Annotated in this window: 16 protein-coding genes; 8 read left to right on the forward strand and 8 right to left on the reverse strand. The window is 67.7% G+C overall.

What is annotated here, in order from left to right:
• Nucleotides 1–177: 177 nt before the first annotated feature.
• From ACIQGV_RS40330 to ACIQGV_RS40340, 3 genes are all read left to right on the forward strand, one after another.
• A complete protein-coding gene (locus ACIQGV_RS40330) occupies nucleotides 178–825 on the forward strand; it encodes an HAD family hydrolase (protein WP_402504657.1) in 648 nt (215 codons plus the stop codon).
• A gap of 76 nt (nucleotides 826–901) precedes the next feature.
• On the forward strand, nucleotides 902–1,594 hold the full coding sequence (locus tag ACIQGV_RS40335; RefSeq protein WP_402504659.1) for a TetR/AcrR family transcriptional regulator: 693 nt from the start codon (nucleotides 902–904) through the stop codon (nucleotides 1,592–1,594).
• Nucleotides 1,595–2,058: 464 nt separating this feature from the next.
• The gene (locus ACIQGV_RS40340; protein ID WP_402504661.1) at nucleotides 2,059–3,249 is read left to right on the forward strand and encodes an IS110 family transposase; all 1,191 of its coding nucleotides are present in this window, start codon (nucleotides 2,059–2,061) and stop codon (nucleotides 3,247–3,249) included.
• On the opposite strand, the gene ACIQGV_RS40345 is transcribed toward ACIQGV_RS40340, so the two are convergent.
• Together ACIQGV_RS40345 and ACIQGV_RS40350 are read right to left on the reverse strand one after the other, a co-directional pair.
• The gene (locus ACIQGV_RS40345) at nucleotides 3,176–3,556 is read right to left on the reverse strand and encodes a transposase (RefSeq protein ID WP_402504663.1); all 381 of its coding nucleotides are present in this window, start codon (nucleotides 3,554–3,556) and stop codon (nucleotides 3,176–3,178) included. The genes ACIQGV_RS40340 and ACIQGV_RS40345 overlap by 74 nt on opposite strands.
• Nucleotides 3,557–3,680: 124 nt before the next feature.
• Nucleotides 3,681–3,857 carry a hypothetical protein gene (locus ACIQGV_RS40350; protein WP_402504665.1) on the reverse strand — a complete coding sequence of 59 codons (177 nt, stop codon included), beginning with the start codon at nucleotides 3,855–3,857 and terminating at the stop codon, nucleotides 3,681–3,683.
• 65 nt (nucleotides 3,858–3,922) lie between these two features.
• Between ACIQGV_RS40350 and ACIQGV_RS40355 the strand changes: the two genes are divergently transcribed.
• Nucleotides 3,923–4,213 (forward strand): hypothetical protein, encoded by a 291-nt coding sequence (locus tag ACIQGV_RS40355; protein ID WP_402504667.1) that lies wholly within the window; start codon nucleotides 3,923–3,925, stop codon nucleotides 4,211–4,213.
• 353 nt (nucleotides 4,214–4,566) lie between these two features.
• On the opposite strand, the gene ACIQGV_RS40360 is transcribed toward ACIQGV_RS40355, so the two are convergent.
• Together ACIQGV_RS40360 and ACIQGV_RS40365 are read right to left on the reverse strand one after the other, a co-directional pair.
• Nucleotides 4,567–9,033: a tetratricopeptide repeat protein gene (locus tag ACIQGV_RS40360; RefSeq protein WP_402504669.1), complete on the reverse strand. Its 4,467-nt coding sequence runs from the start codon at nucleotides 9,031–9,033 to the stop codon at nucleotides 4,567–4,569.
• 27 nt (nucleotides 9,034–9,060) lie between these two features.
• Nucleotides 9,061–9,423 carry a hypothetical protein gene (locus ACIQGV_RS40365; RefSeq protein WP_402504671.1) on the reverse strand — a complete coding sequence of 121 codons (363 nt, stop codon included), beginning with the start codon at nucleotides 9,421–9,423 and terminating at the stop codon, nucleotides 9,061–9,063.
• 683 nt (nucleotides 9,424–10,106) lie between these two features.
• Between ACIQGV_RS40365 and ACIQGV_RS40370 the strand changes: the two genes are divergently transcribed.
• Nucleotides 10,107–10,358: a hypothetical protein gene (locus ACIQGV_RS40370; protein WP_402504673.1), complete on the forward strand. Its 252-nt coding sequence runs from the start codon at nucleotides 10,107–10,109 to the stop codon at nucleotides 10,356–10,358.
• A gap of 123 nt (nucleotides 10,359–10,481) precedes the next feature.
• On the opposite strand, the gene ACIQGV_RS40375 is transcribed toward ACIQGV_RS40370, so the two are convergent.
• Together ACIQGV_RS40375 and ACIQGV_RS40380 are read right to left on the reverse strand one after the other, a co-directional pair.
• Nucleotides 10,482–11,582 carry an IS481 family transposase gene (locus tag ACIQGV_RS40375; protein WP_402504675.1) on the reverse strand — a complete coding sequence of 367 codons (1,101 nt, stop codon included), beginning with the start codon at nucleotides 11,580–11,582 and terminating at the stop codon, nucleotides 10,482–10,484.
• 49 nt (nucleotides 11,583–11,631) lie between these two features.
• The gene (locus tag ACIQGV_RS40380) at nucleotides 11,632–12,030 is read right to left on the reverse strand and encodes a VOC family protein (RefSeq protein WP_402504677.1); all 399 of its coding nucleotides are present in this window, start codon (nucleotides 12,028–12,030) and stop codon (nucleotides 11,632–11,634) included.
• A gap of 93 nt (nucleotides 12,031–12,123) precedes the next feature.
• Between ACIQGV_RS40380 and ACIQGV_RS40385 the strand changes: the two genes are divergently transcribed.
• The 3 genes from ACIQGV_RS40385 to ACIQGV_RS40395 all read left to right on the forward strand — a co-directional run bounded on the left by ACIQGV_RS40385 (nucleotide 12,124) and on the right by ACIQGV_RS40395 (nucleotide 14,420).
• The gene (locus tag ACIQGV_RS40385) at nucleotides 12,124–13,134 is read left to right on the forward strand and encodes a helix-turn-helix transcriptional regulator (protein ID WP_402504679.1); all 1,011 of its coding nucleotides are present in this window, start codon (nucleotides 12,124–12,126) and stop codon (nucleotides 13,132–13,134) included.
• A 150-nt stretch (nucleotides 13,135–13,284) separates the two neighbouring features.
• Nucleotides 13,285–13,824 carry a transposase gene (locus tag ACIQGV_RS40390; RefSeq protein WP_402504681.1) on the forward strand — a complete coding sequence of 180 codons (540 nt, stop codon included), beginning with the start codon at nucleotides 13,285–13,287 and terminating at the stop codon, nucleotides 13,822–13,824.
• Between the two features lie 59 nt (nucleotides 13,825–13,883).
• On the forward strand, nucleotides 13,884–14,420 hold the full coding sequence (locus ACIQGV_RS40395) for a hypothetical protein (RefSeq protein WP_402504683.1): 537 nt from the start codon (nucleotides 13,884–13,886) through the stop codon (nucleotides 14,418–14,420).
• Here ACIQGV_RS40395 and ACIQGV_RS40400 read toward each other — a convergent pair.
• Nucleotides 14,377–15,168, reverse strand: coding sequence for an IS5 family transposase (locus ACIQGV_RS40400; protein WP_402504685.1), 792 nt, complete (start codon nucleotides 15,166–15,168; stop codon nucleotides 14,377–14,379). The genes ACIQGV_RS40395 and ACIQGV_RS40400 overlap by 44 nt on opposite strands.
• A gap of 348 nt (nucleotides 15,169–15,516) precedes the next feature.
• Nucleotides 15,517–15,606, reverse strand: a 90-nt coding sequence (locus tag ACIQGV_RS40405) for a transposase (RefSeq protein ID WP_402504432.1), incomplete at its 5' end; no start/stop codon positions are given.

A 15,606-nucleotide genomic window follows, 5' to 3' on the forward strand; every position in this document is an offset into this window, starting at 1 on the left:
GCCCATCGAATACGAGAACAACCACTACCTCGCAACCACGAAACCCCAGGTCACAACCAACATCTGAGATCTCTACCGAACCCGGAACGGTTCACGCCGAGGGGTCAGACATGTGGTGATCTCGATGTGTGTCGGCGGCGGAATGGGTGCGGCCGGACTGTTCGAGGTCGTCTGAGCGTGGATACCTTGTCGAACGGCGCGGAGAAGACCCGAACCGCGGTCTTGGTGGACTTCGGCGGTGTCATCACCTCAAGTGTGTTGCGGGCTTTCACCGACTTCGGAGCCTCGCTCGGCGGCGACCCGCGTCTGCCGCTGGAGCTCCTCAGCCGGGACCGGCCGACACGCACACTCCTGGCCGACCATGAGTGCGGCCGGATCGACGCCGAAGCCTTCGAGCGAGGCTTCGCCGACCGTCTCCGCGTCCACGGCGCGGACGTATCGGCCGAGGGGCTCACGGCCCGGATGCAAGCCGGCATGTCGATCGACCAGGACACGCTCGCGCTGCTCGGTGATCTTCGAGTCGCGGGCCATCCCGTCGCGCTCGTGTCCAATTCTTTCGGCACGGGCACCTACGACGGCGTCGACCTCGACGCTGTTGCCGACGCGGTCGTCATTTCCGCCGAGGTCGGCATCCGCAAACCCTCCCGACGGATTTACGCGATCGCGTGTGAACGTCTCGGCGTCGACCCCGAGGAGGCGGTCATGATCGACGATCTGCAGCAGAATCTCGACGGAGCGGCGCGGATCGGAATCGGCGGCGTACTGCACACCAGCGCTGCCGACACCCGGCGCCAACTCGCCGAACGCTTCGGGATCAGTGCCTGACCCATGGAGAGCATCTCTTCTTCGGCGGCGGCAGTTTTTTGTGACCATGGCGTCGGATTCAAGTAAAGTTGCCGCGATGGACACCACCGCGGCCGAGGAGATCGACGGCGAGAAGGCACCCCCCATGGCGCCCCTCTCGCATCTTCGCGAGCCACCCGCGACGCAGCGCGGAGCGCGGACACGGGCCGCTCTGGTGAAGGCCGCGCGGAAGGTGTTCGAACGGGACGGTTACCTCGACACCCGCCTGACCGACATCACCAAAGAGGCTCGGTGTGCGGCGGGATCGTTCTACACCTATTTCACCAACAAGGAAGAGGTGCTGGCCGCTGTCCTCCTGGAGGCGCAGGAGGACATGCTCCACCCCGGCATGGCCCGGGTGGAGGATGCCGACGATCCCTATGCGGTACTCAAGGCGAGCAATCGCGCGTATCTCCAGGCGTACAAGCGCAACGCGAAGCTGATGGCACTGCTTGAGCAGGTCGCGCAAGTGGAGCCGGAGTTCCGTACGTTCCGAAGCCGGCGCGCCGACGCGTTCATCCGCCGCAATGCACGTGGCATCGCCGACCTGCAAGCGCGCGGTGTCGCAGACCGCGAGGTCGATCCGATGCTGGCCTCCCGTGCGCTGTCCGGCATGGTCAGCGTCATGGCCTACAACGCCTTCGTGCTCGGCGAGGGGCAAGAAGAAGGCACGCCGGTGGACTTCGAGGAACTCGTCTCCACGGTCACCCGGCTCTGGGCGAACGCCCTGCGGTTCCCTGACCACGGCTGATCCGGCGGCCTGAGTCGGGGTCGACGCCCACCGCTCACGGCCGTAGCCGGGTGTTTCGGTCGGCGCACGGTCGCGCCACTTGTAGTACCACGACTCCGACACCCCAGAGCCCGGCAAGCGACGCGATGCGGTATGCCCTCCTCGGCCTTGCAGCTGCTGATCACCCCGACCGCGACGGCCGGGTCCGCCTCAGCCGCTTCACCCACAAGGCCACGGATCGCTTGAGGACATCACGCCCTACCTTTTTCTCGGGTCTGAGCCGGTCATTCGTAAGATCGGCGGACCCGGGGACCCGGGGTATGGCTGACATCACGCTGTGCCACTTGGATGGTTTATGGAGCTTGGCCGCCCGGGGTCCTGCGACGACTCGACCGCCAATCGGGAACTGCGACTCGATCGCTTCGTAGGGCAACGCCGGCGAGGCCGTCTGCGGAAACTGTGTACGACGAGCTCACGGAGGAGATGTGCCGAAGATCTGGGCCGGACCGGACATCGGCAAGACGCATCACCACTGCCTGGTGATCAACGCGGACGGCACCCGTCTGCTGTCCCGCCGGGTCCTTAACGACGAGGCCGAGTTGCTGCAGCTCATTGGCGACGTCCTGGAGATATCCCGTGACGTACTGTGGGCCGTCGACCTCAACCACGGCGGTGCCGCGCTGCTGATCGGTCTGCTGGTCAACCACGGTCAGCCCGTCGCCTACCTCACCGGTCTGGCCGTTCACCACGCTTCTGGCACCTACCGCGGCGAAGGCAAGACCGACGCCAAAGACGCCTTCGTGATCGCCGACCAGGCCCGCGTCCGCCGCGACCTCGGCCTGCTCCGGCCCGGCGATGAGATCGCCGTCGACCTGCGCACCCTCACCACCCGCCGCCTCGACGTGGTCTTCGACCGGACCCGGCAGATCAACCGGCTCCGCGCACAACTGGTCGAGATCTTCCCAGCGTTGGAGCGTGCTCTGGATCTGACGAACAAGGGTCCGATCACCCTGCTCACCGGCTACCAGCCCCCGGCCGCCATCCGCCGCGCCGGCGCCAAACGGCTCGAAAACCGGCTGAAGAACCGCAAGGTCCACCGTGCCGCTGCTCTCGCGAAGTCCGTGGTGGGGGCCGCCCGGGCCCAGCACACCGCGCTGCCCGGCGAGACGCCGGCCGCGGCGATGGTGCTCCGGCTGGCGAAGGGGGTGATGGCCCTCGACGAGGAGATCGCCGAACTCGATGCTCTGACCGAGGCCCGGTTTCGCGAACACCCGCATGCCGCGGTGATACGCAGCCTGCCGGGGACGGGCCCCCGGCTCGGCGCCGGGTTCATCGCCGCGACCGGCGGCGAGATGGATGCCTTCGGCACCGCTGACCGGCTGGCCGGCTTCGCCGGCCTGGCCCCCAGCCCCCGTGACTCCGGCCGCGTCAGCGGCAATCTGCACCGGCCTCGGCGATACCACCGCGGGCTACTGCGAGCCATGTACCTGTCGGTCATGGTCAGCCTGAAGTGCTGCCCCGCGTCCAAGGCGTACTACGACCGCAAGCGCAACGAGGGCAAGAGTCACAGACAGGCGCTGCTGGCCCTCGCCCGCCGCCGCGTCAACGTCCTGTGGGCGATGATCCGTGACGGAGAGTGCTACCAGCCCGCACAACCAGCTGTCGCGGCGGCTTGACAACAAGATTGGGAAGCTCCATCTCCAGCTCGCGGATGCGCTTGTCCTTCTCCCCGGTCTCGGCCCGCAGCCGGTCCGGCTCCGCGCGCTCACTCTCCCGCAGCCGGCCACCGGGCGAGGGCTCGGCCACCGGCCGGTCCGACGACGGTGACCCGTTACGCCTCGCCCGCGACACCCAGCTGTGCAGTGTCCCGCAATGGATGCCCAGATCCGCGGCCACCTCCGGGATCGGCTTCCCGGTCTCCGTCACGATCCGTACCGCCCCCTCGCGGAACTCGGCGTCGTAGAGGCGCTTCCTGGATGCCATGACCCCAGCTGTCCCTCCGGTCACGGTCTCCACCGTAGGAGGGAAGGTGCAACCGGGAGCTTCACCTCCTCCCGCACGGGGCCCCACGTCAACCTACGTGGCGATCAGCCAGGTTGGCAAAGGCTCAGTGGATCTGAACGGTGGTGAGCCTGGTTGTGCTCGAGACCTCGCCGCGATCGGGCACGTCGTACTCGATCACCCGCACATGGCGGGCCCGCTCGGACGGCAGCGCCTCACCGCCTCGGGCGGCGCGCAACAGGTGCTCGCGGGCGGCGCCGCGCACCGCGGTGTCCAGGGCCACTCACAGGAGTACGTCGACAGAAGCGGACGAACTGCTGCAGCGGGTTTCGGCGGGATCCCGGAGAGATGGCCCAGGCGCTCGCGGCCCTCTCGCCAACCGACCCCGAGTTCGTGACACGTTCCCTCTACAAGATCGGCATGGATGGCGCCACAGAGCACGAACGGCTTGCCGACTTCCTTACGACGCTGCACCACGTGCCCTCCGATGCCTGGCAGGGTGAGGATCCAATCATTCCGATCATGAAGGGCGTGATCATCTGGCGTTATCGGTGCAACTGGCCCCACTTCTCCGGCGTGACCTGGCACCGGGGCAAACCCGACACGGCTGCTTCCGGTCTGCTGTGGCCCCGCCTCTGAGCAGGTTGAACAGCCCCGGGTGGGGCCAACTCGGGCCGGAATCGAACACGTATGCGGGTCCAAGTCGGACCGATTCCGGTGGGGCCACGTGCACCGATAAAGCCAATCATCCACGGACGCACGTTCAAGGACGTCGCGGGCTTGGCGAAGCGTCTGCGCGACCGCGGAAACCGAGCGGGGTACGCGGATTGATGCGGGCTGCGGCCATGAAGCTCGACCCCGTCAACACCGTTGACTTCATCGCCGCGCTGAAGCGTTTTGCGCCGCTCAGAACAGGTAGCCGACGAGTTCCTGGCGGTTCTGGCGTTTGTGGGCCATCCAGCCGAGTCGTCGGACGGCCGATCGACGTCCCATCAGACGAGGCCGGACTCCCAGTCGGACTCCCGGATCGGCAGGAAGTCGTCCACCTGCGCCGACAGCGGGAGGCCCGAAGCCGCGCGCTTGCGTTTCGCCCGACGCACCAGCCGTTGACCGACACTTCCGACAAGGTGGACGGTCCTGGACGCCTCGGACGCCGACATTCCCTCCTCGACGAGGCGAAACAGCGTGGCGATCGCCGTCCGCGGACAGTAGTGCCAGTCGGCGACGCCCACCAGGAGATCGGCGGGATCGGTCCACAGCCGCACGATGCCGCCCGACCGCTTGGCCGGCGGGGGAAAGATGTATCTCCACGGCCATTGGCGGAAGGTCTCGGAGAACTCCTGGCCCTTCTCCACCCACCGGCCGTCCGGCATGGCGATCTCCCAGCCGGTGACACCGCTCTTGTCGCGGCACCAGAGCAGGTAGCCGACAAAGTGGTTGTGATGATAAACGGGCCAGCTCTCCTCTCCGAGGAAGCGGCGGCCTTTCGGTAGGGACAGTCGCCAACCGGAGCGGTTCTCCTCTCTCAGAACCGCAGTCAGACCGGAGCCGGACATCTCGGAGACATCGATTGACTCGTCGATACCGACGGAAAGAAGCAGATCTCCCAAATCCTTGCGCCCCGAGAGCGTTGACGATGTCGGTGCTCGGCGCTCAGGTTTGCGAGTTGGTGGAGGAGCGGTCCGGTTCTTCTGCCTTTCCTCGGCCTGGAGAGCAAGATTCGCCTGGACATAATCCCGCACAGAGCCCGGCACCGGCTCTCCCGTGACCTCGTCCCACCATTCCTCGAGCATGTCCATCGGTGGGAAGGCCCAGCTGTCGACGAGCCGCACCAGGTGTTTGGGCGCGGGACCCGTCATGGGGTGCGGGAACTCGTCGAAGAGAGCCACGCACTTGATCATCCACGTGAGGGCTTCGAGGAGGTTGCCCTTCTTCTCGGCCAGGAGGCCGAGCTGGCCATAGGTGGGGGCGAGGTCGTTCGGGCTGGCGTGGTCGTGCTCCTTGACCGCCAGAGCCTTGTTGTACCAGTCCTCCGCTTCTTCCAGCTCGTTCCGGCTGTATGCGAGGGTGCCCAGCTGGTGGTAGCACGTGGCCATGCGCTCGTCGTCGCTGAAATCCTCATAAATCGCCAGGGCTCTGTGGTACCAATCCTCGGCTTCCGACAGGCGTCGACGCTGGTGAGCGATGATCCCCAGGTTGTGGTAGGCGTGGGCCATCCCCGGCCGATTGTCGAGCGCCTCCTGGATGACCAACGCCTCGCGATACCACCCTTCGGCCTGATCGAGGCGGGCACGGCGGATGGCGACATTGCCGAGTTGGGAGCGGATGTCACCCGCCATGCGCGTCGGATCGCCCAGGGACTCCAGGGCGTCCAGCGCCTGGCGGTACCAGTCCACAGCTGCCACCAGCTGATCCTTGTACTCCGCGATCATGCCGAGGCTGTGATAGCTCTCTGCGATCCGGGTCTTGTCGCCGGCCTCCAGCCGGATGGCGAGCGCTTTACGCTGCCATTCCTCCGCCTCGACGTGGTTACCGCGTTCGAGCGCAGCCAGGGCCAGCTGATGGTAGGTGTTGGCAGCGCTCGACGCGTTGTCGTCCTCGTCTTTGAGTGCCATCGCCTTGCGATACCAGTCCTCGGCCTCGGCGGTTCGACCGCGGGCCGCGGCGACCATGCCGAGCTGGTGGTAGCAGACGTCCAGCCCGTGCCGCCGCTCCGCATCGGCGCCGGTCAGCTCGATCGCCGCCACGGCCTTCAGGTAACCGCGTTCGGCCTCGTCGAGGCGGCGGAGGTCCAGGTCGCGACCGGCCCGGCCCTCTACTGTGTACAGCCACAGGTCTCCGGCGGGAGTGTCGACTCGGGGAATCGTGCCGCCCGGTCCGCCGGTGGCGCGGATGATCCGTTCGCTCCAGGGGTCGAATTCCGCTTCGATGCCGACGAACCGCCAGAACTTCTTGAGTGCGCGCAGGATGAGTTGGGCATCGTCCCAGCGGGTGTGATCCAGCGCGTAGCCGAGGTAGTTGCCCAGGGTGTGGCGTTCGAGGGCGATCATTCCGTACACCATTTGGTCTGCATCGGCCTGCTGAGTGAGCGCGATGCAGATGCCGGCATGCGCGTGCGTCAGGACACCAAGTGCTGCTTCGTGGTCAGCCTCGTAGGTGTCCGGATTCTCCGTACGCCAGGCGTTCCTCAAGAAGGCGGGCAGTGCCGGGTGCAGTTTGTAGAACGTTGTGCCGATGTAGGTCAGCAACCCCAGTGCGGTGGCATCGTCAAGGGCTGATTTCCAGTCGTCGAACGTCGCCCTCGCGAACCGCTGCGGAACCCCGGGGATCACTGTGAGGGCGCTGAGAACAGCCAGGTCGACAACGCCGTAGAACAACGAGACGACTGGCAGGAGGCGGCGGGTCGTCTCCGTGAGACGGGCGTAGGAGTAAGCAATGTCGGCCCACATGGCTGCGGCGTGTTCTTCGCCGCGGTTGCTCAGCGCCGTGTGCGATGTGCCGCCGCGCAGTTCGGCGAGCAGTTCTTCCGGGCTCGCCGTGTCGAGATGGGGCAGGACGAGCTCCATGCTCGCCGGATGGCCGTCCAGCCACTCCATCAGGTCCGCGTAAGATCTTTCGGCCCGACGTTCGAGGGCCGTGGGGTGCCCGGCAAGCAACACGTCGGCGAACTCGGCCGCTTCATGCCGGGCCAGACCTTCGACCCGGACGCGTCCGACCTGGCCCAGCCAGTCTTCCCGGCTCCGGCTGGTGATCAGCACACTGCTGGTCCCGTTCTCCGCCAGGTCGTCAAGGAACTGTCGCAGTTCGACGCACTTCTCCTCGTCGAGGATCGGCGTGGTGTTCTCCGGGTCTGGCATGGTCCGTAGCGACTCGAAGCCGTCCCAGATCAACAGCATTCGGTGGTCGTGCAGTGCGTTTCGCACGACGGCCCGCCGCTGGTCCCGTGTCAGCCGGAGGAAGTCGGGACCACGGAGACCAACGCCGATCGGGGCGATCACCGTGTCGAGGTCAACGGCCGGCACGCCGGGGCCGAACGAGTGCCAGAAGATCCATTCCGGTTTCTCGACGCCCGCGGTGTCACGCCACCACCGGCCGAACGCCTTCGCCAGTTCCGTCTTGCCGCTTCCGGCGATGCCGGTGACGACGACGACCTTGCGCAGCCGTGCGGCCGCCTCAAGATCGTAGATTCGGGCGTCGCGGCCGACGAAGACGCCGTTGGCGGCGTCGAGCACGCTTGCCTCCGGCTCGAACGGCGAGGCGGATCGCGGGTGCACCTGCGCCTTCGGGGCGTCTGCCCTCGAAGCCGTTCTCCCGCCGTGAGCCGCCGCCGTGTGCTGGAAGCTCACCGGACGGCCGAGGTAGTGGACTGCGACGAGCCAGTCCCGGAGCGGCATCTGCCCCTTGGGGCTCGGTCGGCCGGGGCTGTGGAACATCTGCCGGCGGCCGGCCGTCACCGCCGCCGACACCGAGCCGCCAGCGAAGATCTTCTCGTAGAACGCCGCCATGAACTCGGCCGCCGCGACAGCCTGCACGGTGTAGGCCATGGCGACGACCGACGCGGTGCCTTCGCTCAGCAGGCGTGTCGCAACCGCCGTCTCCAGGTCCTTGCCGATCGCGCCCGACTCGCACGCGTTCAGCACCACCACGGGAACGTGCGCGGCGTTCAGCACCCGCGCTATCTCCGCTGCGGGGACGAGGTGCGGACCGCCGTCGGGCCTTTCGAAGACCAGCGCGCCTTCCCCGCCCCCGAAGTCGCGTCCGCCGACGAACGTCCCGTGTCCGTCGAAGTGGACGACCTGATACGGCCAGCCCTCCCGGTCAGCTGCGTCCAACTCATCGCGGAGGGCGTGCAGCGTCGGGGGTCGCAGCACCGTCAGCTCCGCAGCCTCCTTCATCGCCTCCAGACGCTTCAACAGCGGGCGGGCGATCATCTGGTACCCGACGTCCTCGGCCCCGGAGGGGCGCGAGACCACCATCAGGATGCGCAGTCGGCTGCCGGGAGCGGGAACCGCTTCGGCCGGAGCAGTGCAGGTCGACAGGGTCCGGCTCATGCTAGCCAGCTCGACGGCCAGCGGGGCCCCCTGACGCGGATCGGTCATCAGTTCCCACGGAAGCCCGAGCAGCGTCGGGGACGCCGACCGCAGGACAAGCTCCACGTCCCCGCGCGTCCGCAGGCGGACGTAGGCGTCACGCGCCGGACCTGAGCCGAAGACCGACGCGAACACCGAGGCTCCCCAGCCGGGGAGTTCTCCCTCGATCCGAGCGCCGCGGTCCTCGTAGACCCCGAACGGGGCGCGCAGGTAGTCCTCCAGATACCAGCGCAGGTCTTCCAGCGCGTCGGAGTCCAACGGCCACGCGAACGGAAGAGGAGCACCCGGCTCGAACGGCTCCCCAGGCGCCACCTCGCCGACCCGTACCGTCCCGTCCTCGCCGAGGTCGACGATCAACCGGCCGGTCATGAGGAGTGTCTCTCGTCCGCCCCTGCACTATTCGTCATCGTCGGCGGCCGTGACGATCTCTTCGGCGACAACCTCGATGATCGTCTCTTCGACGGACATGAGCTCCCCGGCCGCCCGCCGCTCGACGCGGATGTATTCGACCAGCGTGCTCCGACTCGGACGCGTCCCATGCTGCTTCCGGTGGTCCTGGTAGACCTGGTAAGCCAGTGTCGCGATGGTCACGATAAGGCCGCCCACCGCGACGGGATCGGCGAACCGGTCCGACGCGGACGCCGCGCCGTTGCGGCGGAGCGCCGTCTCGACCTGTACCTCGAGGAGCTCGGGCTTCCCGAACTGTGCGCCCAGTTGACCCACCGTCGCCCGGGCGACGGTTGCAATGAGATCGTCCACTGATCATCCCCCGTATGCTCCGGATCGACGGCGGCGATGCGCCTGGTCCTGGTGCGACCATTCAACTACGAAAAGCGGCAGCAAGGTTCTGATTCGCTCGAAGACGAAGACCGCAGACCGGCGCAACTCTTGCTTCCTCGTGGGCTTCTGGTGACCGATCAGCAAGGAAAAGGAAGCGTTGACGGCTCACGGATGTCGGACAGCAACGGCATCGGCGTCCTCGGCGCCCCGCAGGACCTCGGGGGCAGCCGCCGCGTCGGGTAGAGGTAGCGGCTTGGTTGCCGTCCCCCTGCAGGCAGATGCCTTTCTTGCGCTGCAGGCCGAAGGCGATGGAACCGGCCGCGACATAGCGGCCGTCGGGTGAGGCGGAGGCGACGACGGGATAGTCGCGGGCCTTGGACGGGCCGCCCGGCAGGTCGGCTGCACACGTCACCTGTGCCTGCACCTTGCCCGTGGTCACGTCGTGCACCACCAGTTATCGAGCCGCTCGCTTCATTGGCCGAAAAGGCATAGCGACAGGTGTGTCGTTGTTGGCGCCATGGCTGCGGCGAGGGGCGGGTTTCCGTTCTGCGGGGACCAGCGAACCCCGGTCCGTGGCCCTGCCGGACCAGGGGCCGTCGGCGCCACCGATATGACGAGCACGGTCCTGTCCCCGGCTCTGGGCGCCTCCCAGCCCGACCAGCATGACGATCAACGACGTGTCCTTGGCGCACCACGACGGTAAAGAAGCCGCCGCCTTGCTGGAGGAGTTGTGTGACGCGTACGCGGATGCTTACGGGGTGGGGCCGGGTGAGGAGAAGACGGGTGCGTTTCGCCGCCGGGCGGAGAAGCAGTTCACGCGGCCCGGCTTCGCCCCGGTGACGGCGCGGGATGAGGGCAGGCTGGTCGGGTTCGTTTTAGGGTACACGCTCCCGGCCGGGGATATGCACTGGTAGGGCGGGGTGCAGCCGGAGCCCACGGCGGAGTTCTTGGAGGAGACCGGGTCGCGGACGTGGGTGCTGTCGGAGATCGAGGTGCGGCGGGCCTCGCAGGCTAGGTGTGGTGTCTCGGGACCTTGGTTACGCGAAGTCCTCGAAGGTGAGCTGCTGCGGGATGTCCGCGAGTGGTTCGGGCGGCTGGTCGAAGACGATCCGGTAGTCGCTCCCGACGGTCCGGCTGATGGGCGGTCGGCAACCGAGAGCTGCGTGCGGCCGCTCGTAGTTGTAGTAGTTCACGAACTCCGCGAGTGCGACGCGGCGTTCATGCTCGGTTGTGCAGTCGCGGACGTACGCCCACTCGCGGGTGAGCGTGCCATTGCACCTCTTCACCTTCCCGTTCGTGCGCGGCGTGTACGGCCTGGTCCGCTTGTGCTTCGTACCGGTCGCGGCGAGGGCGTCAGCCCAGGTCGTAGACCGGTAGCACGCGCCGTTGTCGGTGAGGCAGCGGCGGATCCGTGTGATGCCGTGGGCGGCGAAGAAGGAAACGGCCCGGTTCCAGAAGGCGACTGCGGTGGCGGCCTTCTCATCGTCCAGGGCCTCGGTGTAGGCGAGCCGGGAGTGGTCGTCGAGCGCCGAATGCAGGTACGTGTATCCGACCTTGCCGGTGCCGGGACCGGTGCGTTTGGAGGCGCGGGCGGACTCGGTGCCGACGCCGTGCATCCGCCAGCCGCCGGTCGGGATGCGTCCGAGCTTCTTGATATCGACGTGGACCAGGTCGCCGACCCTGTCATGCTCGTAGCGGATGACCTCGCGCAGCTGCTCGCCGGTTGGTGGATCCAGGTCCCGGCGCCGGTTGAGTCCTCGCCTCACCAGGATGCGGTGCACAGTCGCCGGCGCGAGTGTGACGCCGTGCAGCCGCTGTAGGTCGGCGGCGAGCCGGGCTGGTCCGTGCTTGGTCTGCCGCCGCAGCACCTCCACCAGGTCGGCGATGTCCTCGGGGGTGCGGGCAGGACTGGTGGCGGGACGGGAGGAGTGGTCGAGCAGTCCGTTCTCGCCGTGCGCGCGCCAGCGGGTGTACCACTTCGCCAGGCAGCGGCGGGATATCCCGGCTCCCGCAGCGACGTGCGCGATCGGACGTCCGGCGTCGACCCGCAGACACAAGCGCAGACGTCCTTCGGGGGTCAGCGGTGCGTTCCGATGTCCCCTGCTGGTGGCGGTCCTGGACTCGGCGGCCGCGTTCACCGGGAGCCCTGGGATCTCAGCACTCCCGCGTGAGCGACTGTGCGTGGCGTCAGCGTGCGAACTTTTCGATGGCCGCCGGGGTGACGGGGGTGAAGAAGTTGACGAGGTTGCCGTCGGGGTCGCGGAACAGCAGTGACCGGTTGCCCCAGGGCATCGTGGTGGGCTCGGTGACGAAGTCGGTAACGAAGCCGGTCAGGTTCTGGTGAACGCGGTCCACGTCGTCGACGAGGAACTCGGTGATCACGCTGTGGTTGTCCGCCGGGCGGGCAGAGTCCGGGGCGAACAGCGGGACGGTGCGGGTGCCGGCGATCGCGAGGGTGGCGCCTGCGGTCTGGAGTTCGGCGAAGTCCTCGGTGGCCCACGTCGCCCGCGCCCCTGTGGCTCGCTCGTAGAAGTCGACGAGGCGTGCGACGTCGCTGGTGATGATGCGGATCGAGACGAAGTCCATGGGAATCTCCTTGGCTGTGCTGGAGGCGTGCTCGTCGCAGGCTAGGAGAAATAGTGGACAGAATCGGTCCTGTATTCGCGTTAGGTTGTGAACGTGCCTCGACCCACTGCCCGCGTGCTGACACTCCTGGAGTTGCTGCAGTCGGGCGGCACCCGGACGGTGGCCGAACTCGCCGACCGGCTCGGCGTCGAAGGGCGCACCGTGCGCCGGTATGTGGACCAACTGATCGACCTCGACGTGCCCGTGGAATCGGTGCGCGGCCGCTACGGCGGGTACCGGCTCGCCCCCGGGTACCGCCTGCCTCCGCTTATGCTCAGCGACGACGAGGCGCTGGCCGTGCTGCTCGGTATGGTGGCGGGCCGCCGAGCAGGGTTGACGACGGCGGAGCGCACGGCAAGCGAGACGGCGTCGGCGAAGATCCGGCGGGTGCTGCCCAAGCACATCGCCCGTCGGCTCGACACACTCCTGGAAGCTCTCGCCTTCACGGAGCAGCCCGGCGAGTTCGACACCCCGGACGCCGGGGTCCTGCTCACGATCGCCGATGCGGTGCGCCACCACCGACCGGTCTCGATCCGCTACACCGACCGTGACGGGCGGCGCAGCGAACGCACGCTGCACGCGTACGGGATCGTCGCCCATTCGGGCCGGTGGTACGTCACGGGCAAGGACGCCCAGATCGGCGAGGACCGAACCTTCCGGCTCGATCGCATCGCAGACGCGCGGACCCTGCCCGGCTCATTCGAAGCGCCAGTGGGTCCCGGTCCGGAACAGCGCGTGTTGTCAGGGTTCGCCACGGCTGAGTACCGGCATGAGGTGACCTTGCGGATCCACGGGACAGTTGAGCAGATCCGCGCCCGCCTTCCAGCCAGCGTCGCGAGCCTGGAGGAGCACGAGTCCGCGGCCGGCGAGGACCGCGCGACCGAGCGCTGGCTGCGCGTCGAGCTGCGGGCGGAGCGGCTCGACTGGTTGCCTCCGGTACTCGCCTCACTCGACCGGCCGTTCGTCATCGAGCGCCCCGATGAACTCCGCGACCAAGTCATCGCACTCGCCAATCGCCTCACGTCCTACGCTGCCGAGCCTGACCGCGAGGAACCAATGTCATGAGATGGCACAATTACTGACTTCAGCTCGTCGGGGTGAATGCTTGCGAAGTCCCTGATGGACGTGGGTGAGTGGCTGTATCCGTGTGGTGTGAGATATGCGGATGGGGGCGGGCTGACTCCTGCGGGACGGCTGCGCCGGGAGTCGGTGCGGATGCAGGCGGCCGAGCTGTTCGAGCAGCAGGTCAAGCCGGCGGAGGTGGCCAGGCTGCTGCGGGTGAGTGTGAAGTCCGTGTACCAGTGGCGCCAGTTGTGGCAGGACGGTGGCCGTGAGGCACTGGCCTCGCTCGGCCCGAGCGGATCGCGGTGTCGTCTGTCCCCACAGTGTCTTCAGAAGCCGGCCGCGTATCTGGAGCAGGGCCCGGCGGCGCACGGCTGGGTGGAGGACCAGGTGTGGGCCGCATCAAGGGTGGCCACGCTGATCGGCCGGAAGTTCCACGTCTCCTACAGCGTCTCCGGCGCCACCCGGCTGATGCACCGGCTCGGTTTCAGCCCGCAGGTCCCGGCACGGCGGGTGGCCGAGCGTGACGAGGGGGCCCTCCCGGGCCGCCCAACAACTTACGGAGGCGACCTGGGCGGAGGTAAAAGAGCCAGGGCGGCCTGCGGGGCTACCGGGTCTATTCGCAGTGCACCGGGCTTCAGTGGCTGTTGTCTTTCCGGACTTGAGAGCGGTGTTTTCGCTGGTCAGGCATAGGGGCGGTGATTCGGTGGGAGTCGTGACCTGTCGTGTCGTCGTTCCCCGGGAGATTGCGGATGCCGTCGGTTGTCGGACTGCTGGAACAGCACGAGCTCGCAGCTCGCCGTCGCGTGGACGGGCTGCGTGAGGAGGCCGACCGTATCCAGGCCGAACTGGCCGTGGCCGAGTTGGAGTGGCAGGAGTGGGTGATCGCCCGCAGGCGGGTCGATGCGGTGCTGGCTCCGGACAGCGGCAGCACCGCCGACACGGAGATCACCCCGGATGTGCGGGGTGCGGACGCGCCCTCGCCGCCCCGGGATGCGGTGAAGCCGAAGTCGCAGGTGCCCATGTGGCGTGAGGGGCTGGCCTGGTCGGTGCTGTCGGTGGACTACCAGCGCATTCTGCAAATGCTCTCAGACCGTCTCCGGCTCCATCAAGGGCCGCTGACCTGCCAGGAGATGGCCGCCGTGTTCGGCATGGACGTGGTGCCGGCGCGGGTGGAGGCACTGCGGTCGAAGGCGAAACGCCTGGTCGCGCGGGGCTGGCTGGCCGAGGGTCAGCCGGGCCGGTTCACGCTCGCGCAGGGTGTGGCCGGGTCAGGCGGCGGGTCATGAGCAAGGTCATCGACCAGTAGACCACCGCCTCCGCGCTGGTGGTGCGGCGCTCGTAGTCACGTGCCAGGCGGCGGGTGCGCATGAGGTGGGCGAAGAGGCGATCGACGATCCACCGCTTGGGCAGGACCACGAAGCCACGCATGTCGTCACTGCGTCTGACGACCTGGAGGACCAGCGCGAGCACGGTGAGGCAGTGCTCGACGAGGCTGCCGGTGTAGCCGCCGTCGGCCCAGACCAGCTCCAGCCGGTGGTGCACGTCGGCGACCTGCCCGAGCAGGACCTGGGCGGCGGCGCGGTCGCCGGTGTCCGCGGCGGTGACCATCACCCCCAGCAGCAGACCGAGCGTGTCGACCACGACGTGCCGCTTGCGCCCGTTGACCAGCTTGCCGCCGTCGAAGCCCCGGCTGTCCAGGCCGACGGCGGCGTCCGCCTTGACGGACTGCGAGTCGATCACGCCGGCCGTCGGCTCCGTATCCCGCCCGTCCCTCTCGCGGATCCGTGCGCGCAGCCGGTCGTGGAACTCCTTGACCAGGGCGTGGTCGCGCCAGCGGCGGAAGAACGCGTAGACGCGGTCCCACGGAGGGAAGTCGGCGGGCATCGCCCGCCACTTGATGCCGTTGTCAACGAGGTAGCCGATCGCATCGAGTATCGCCCGGTGGCAGTACGCCTCCGGCTGCCCTCCCCGGCCCCGCATCCAGCCGGGCACCGGCAGCAGCGGCCGGACCACGGCCCACTGGGCGTCCGTCATGTCCGAGGGACACCGCCGAACACGTTCCGGGTGATCGGCCGCGTTTCCGAACCGGTGAGCGACACAATCACACGTCGGTGCAGCCGAGTTGAACTCCACCGGCACGAGCACGTAGAACTGCGGCAACAGGGTCTCCTGGATCTCGGTTGGCTTCGCAACCCCGAGCTACCAAGAGGCCCTGCCTTCATGCCCGCAGCCGGCGGCAACCACCCGATCGAGACTCCCGTTCGACGCGCACCCCTCAAGATCGGAACGACAACAGCTACTCAGCCCGGTGGTGAAGCGAATCTGAGAACTGCTCTGACCTCAGCTGTGCGCACGGATCCGCGCTGTCGGCCTCAGTCAGGATCAGAGCGGCCGGTTCTGCTGCTCGATGTACTGCTTCACGATGCTGAGCGGCGCGCCGCCGACGGACCCGGCGAAATACGAGCCGGACCA

Source organism: Streptomyces sp. NPDC093094 (assembly GCF_044754345.1).
Taxonomy (GTDB): domain Bacteria; phylum Actinomycetota; class Actinomycetes; order Streptomycetales; family Streptomycetaceae; genus Streptomyces.

Bases quoted from the DNA above. Each gene is read 5' to 3' on its own strand.
- ACIQGV_RS40345 (WP_402504663.1), bottom strand. From the start codon at position 3,556: ATGGCATCCAGGAAGCGCCTCTACGACGCCGAGTTCCGCGAGGGGGCG.
- ACIQGV_RS40335 (WP_402504659.1), top strand. From the start codon at position 902: ATGGACACCACCGCGGCCGAGGAGATCGACGGCGAGAAGGCACCCCCC.
- ACIQGV_RS40370 (WP_402504673.1), top strand. From the start codon at position 10,107: ATGACGATCAACGACGTGTCCTTGGCGCACCACGACGGTAAAGAAGCC.
- ACIQGV_RS40360 (WP_402504669.1), bottom strand. From the start codon at position 9,033: ATGACCGGCCGGTTGATCGTCGACCTCGGCGAGGACGGGACGGTACGG.
- ACIQGV_RS40400 (WP_402504685.1), bottom strand. From the start codon at position 15,168: ATGACGGACGCCCAGTGGGCCGTGGTCCGGCCGCTGCTGCCGGTGCCC.
- ACIQGV_RS40395 (WP_402504683.1), top strand. From the start codon at position 13,884: ATGCCGTCGGTTGTCGGACTGCTGGAACAGCACGAGCTCGCAGCTCGC.
- ACIQGV_RS40355 (WP_402504667.1), top strand. From the start codon at position 3,923: ATGGCCCAGGCGCTCGCGGCCCTCTCGCCAACCGACCCCGAGTTCGTG.
- ACIQGV_RS40390 (WP_402504681.1), top strand. From the start codon at position 13,285: ATGCAGGCGGCCGAGCTGTTCGAGCAGCAGGTCAAGCCGGCGGAGGTG.
- ACIQGV_RS40380 (WP_402504677.1), bottom strand. From the start codon at position 12,030: ATGGACTTCGTCTCGATCCGCATCATCACCAGCGACGTCGCACGCCTC.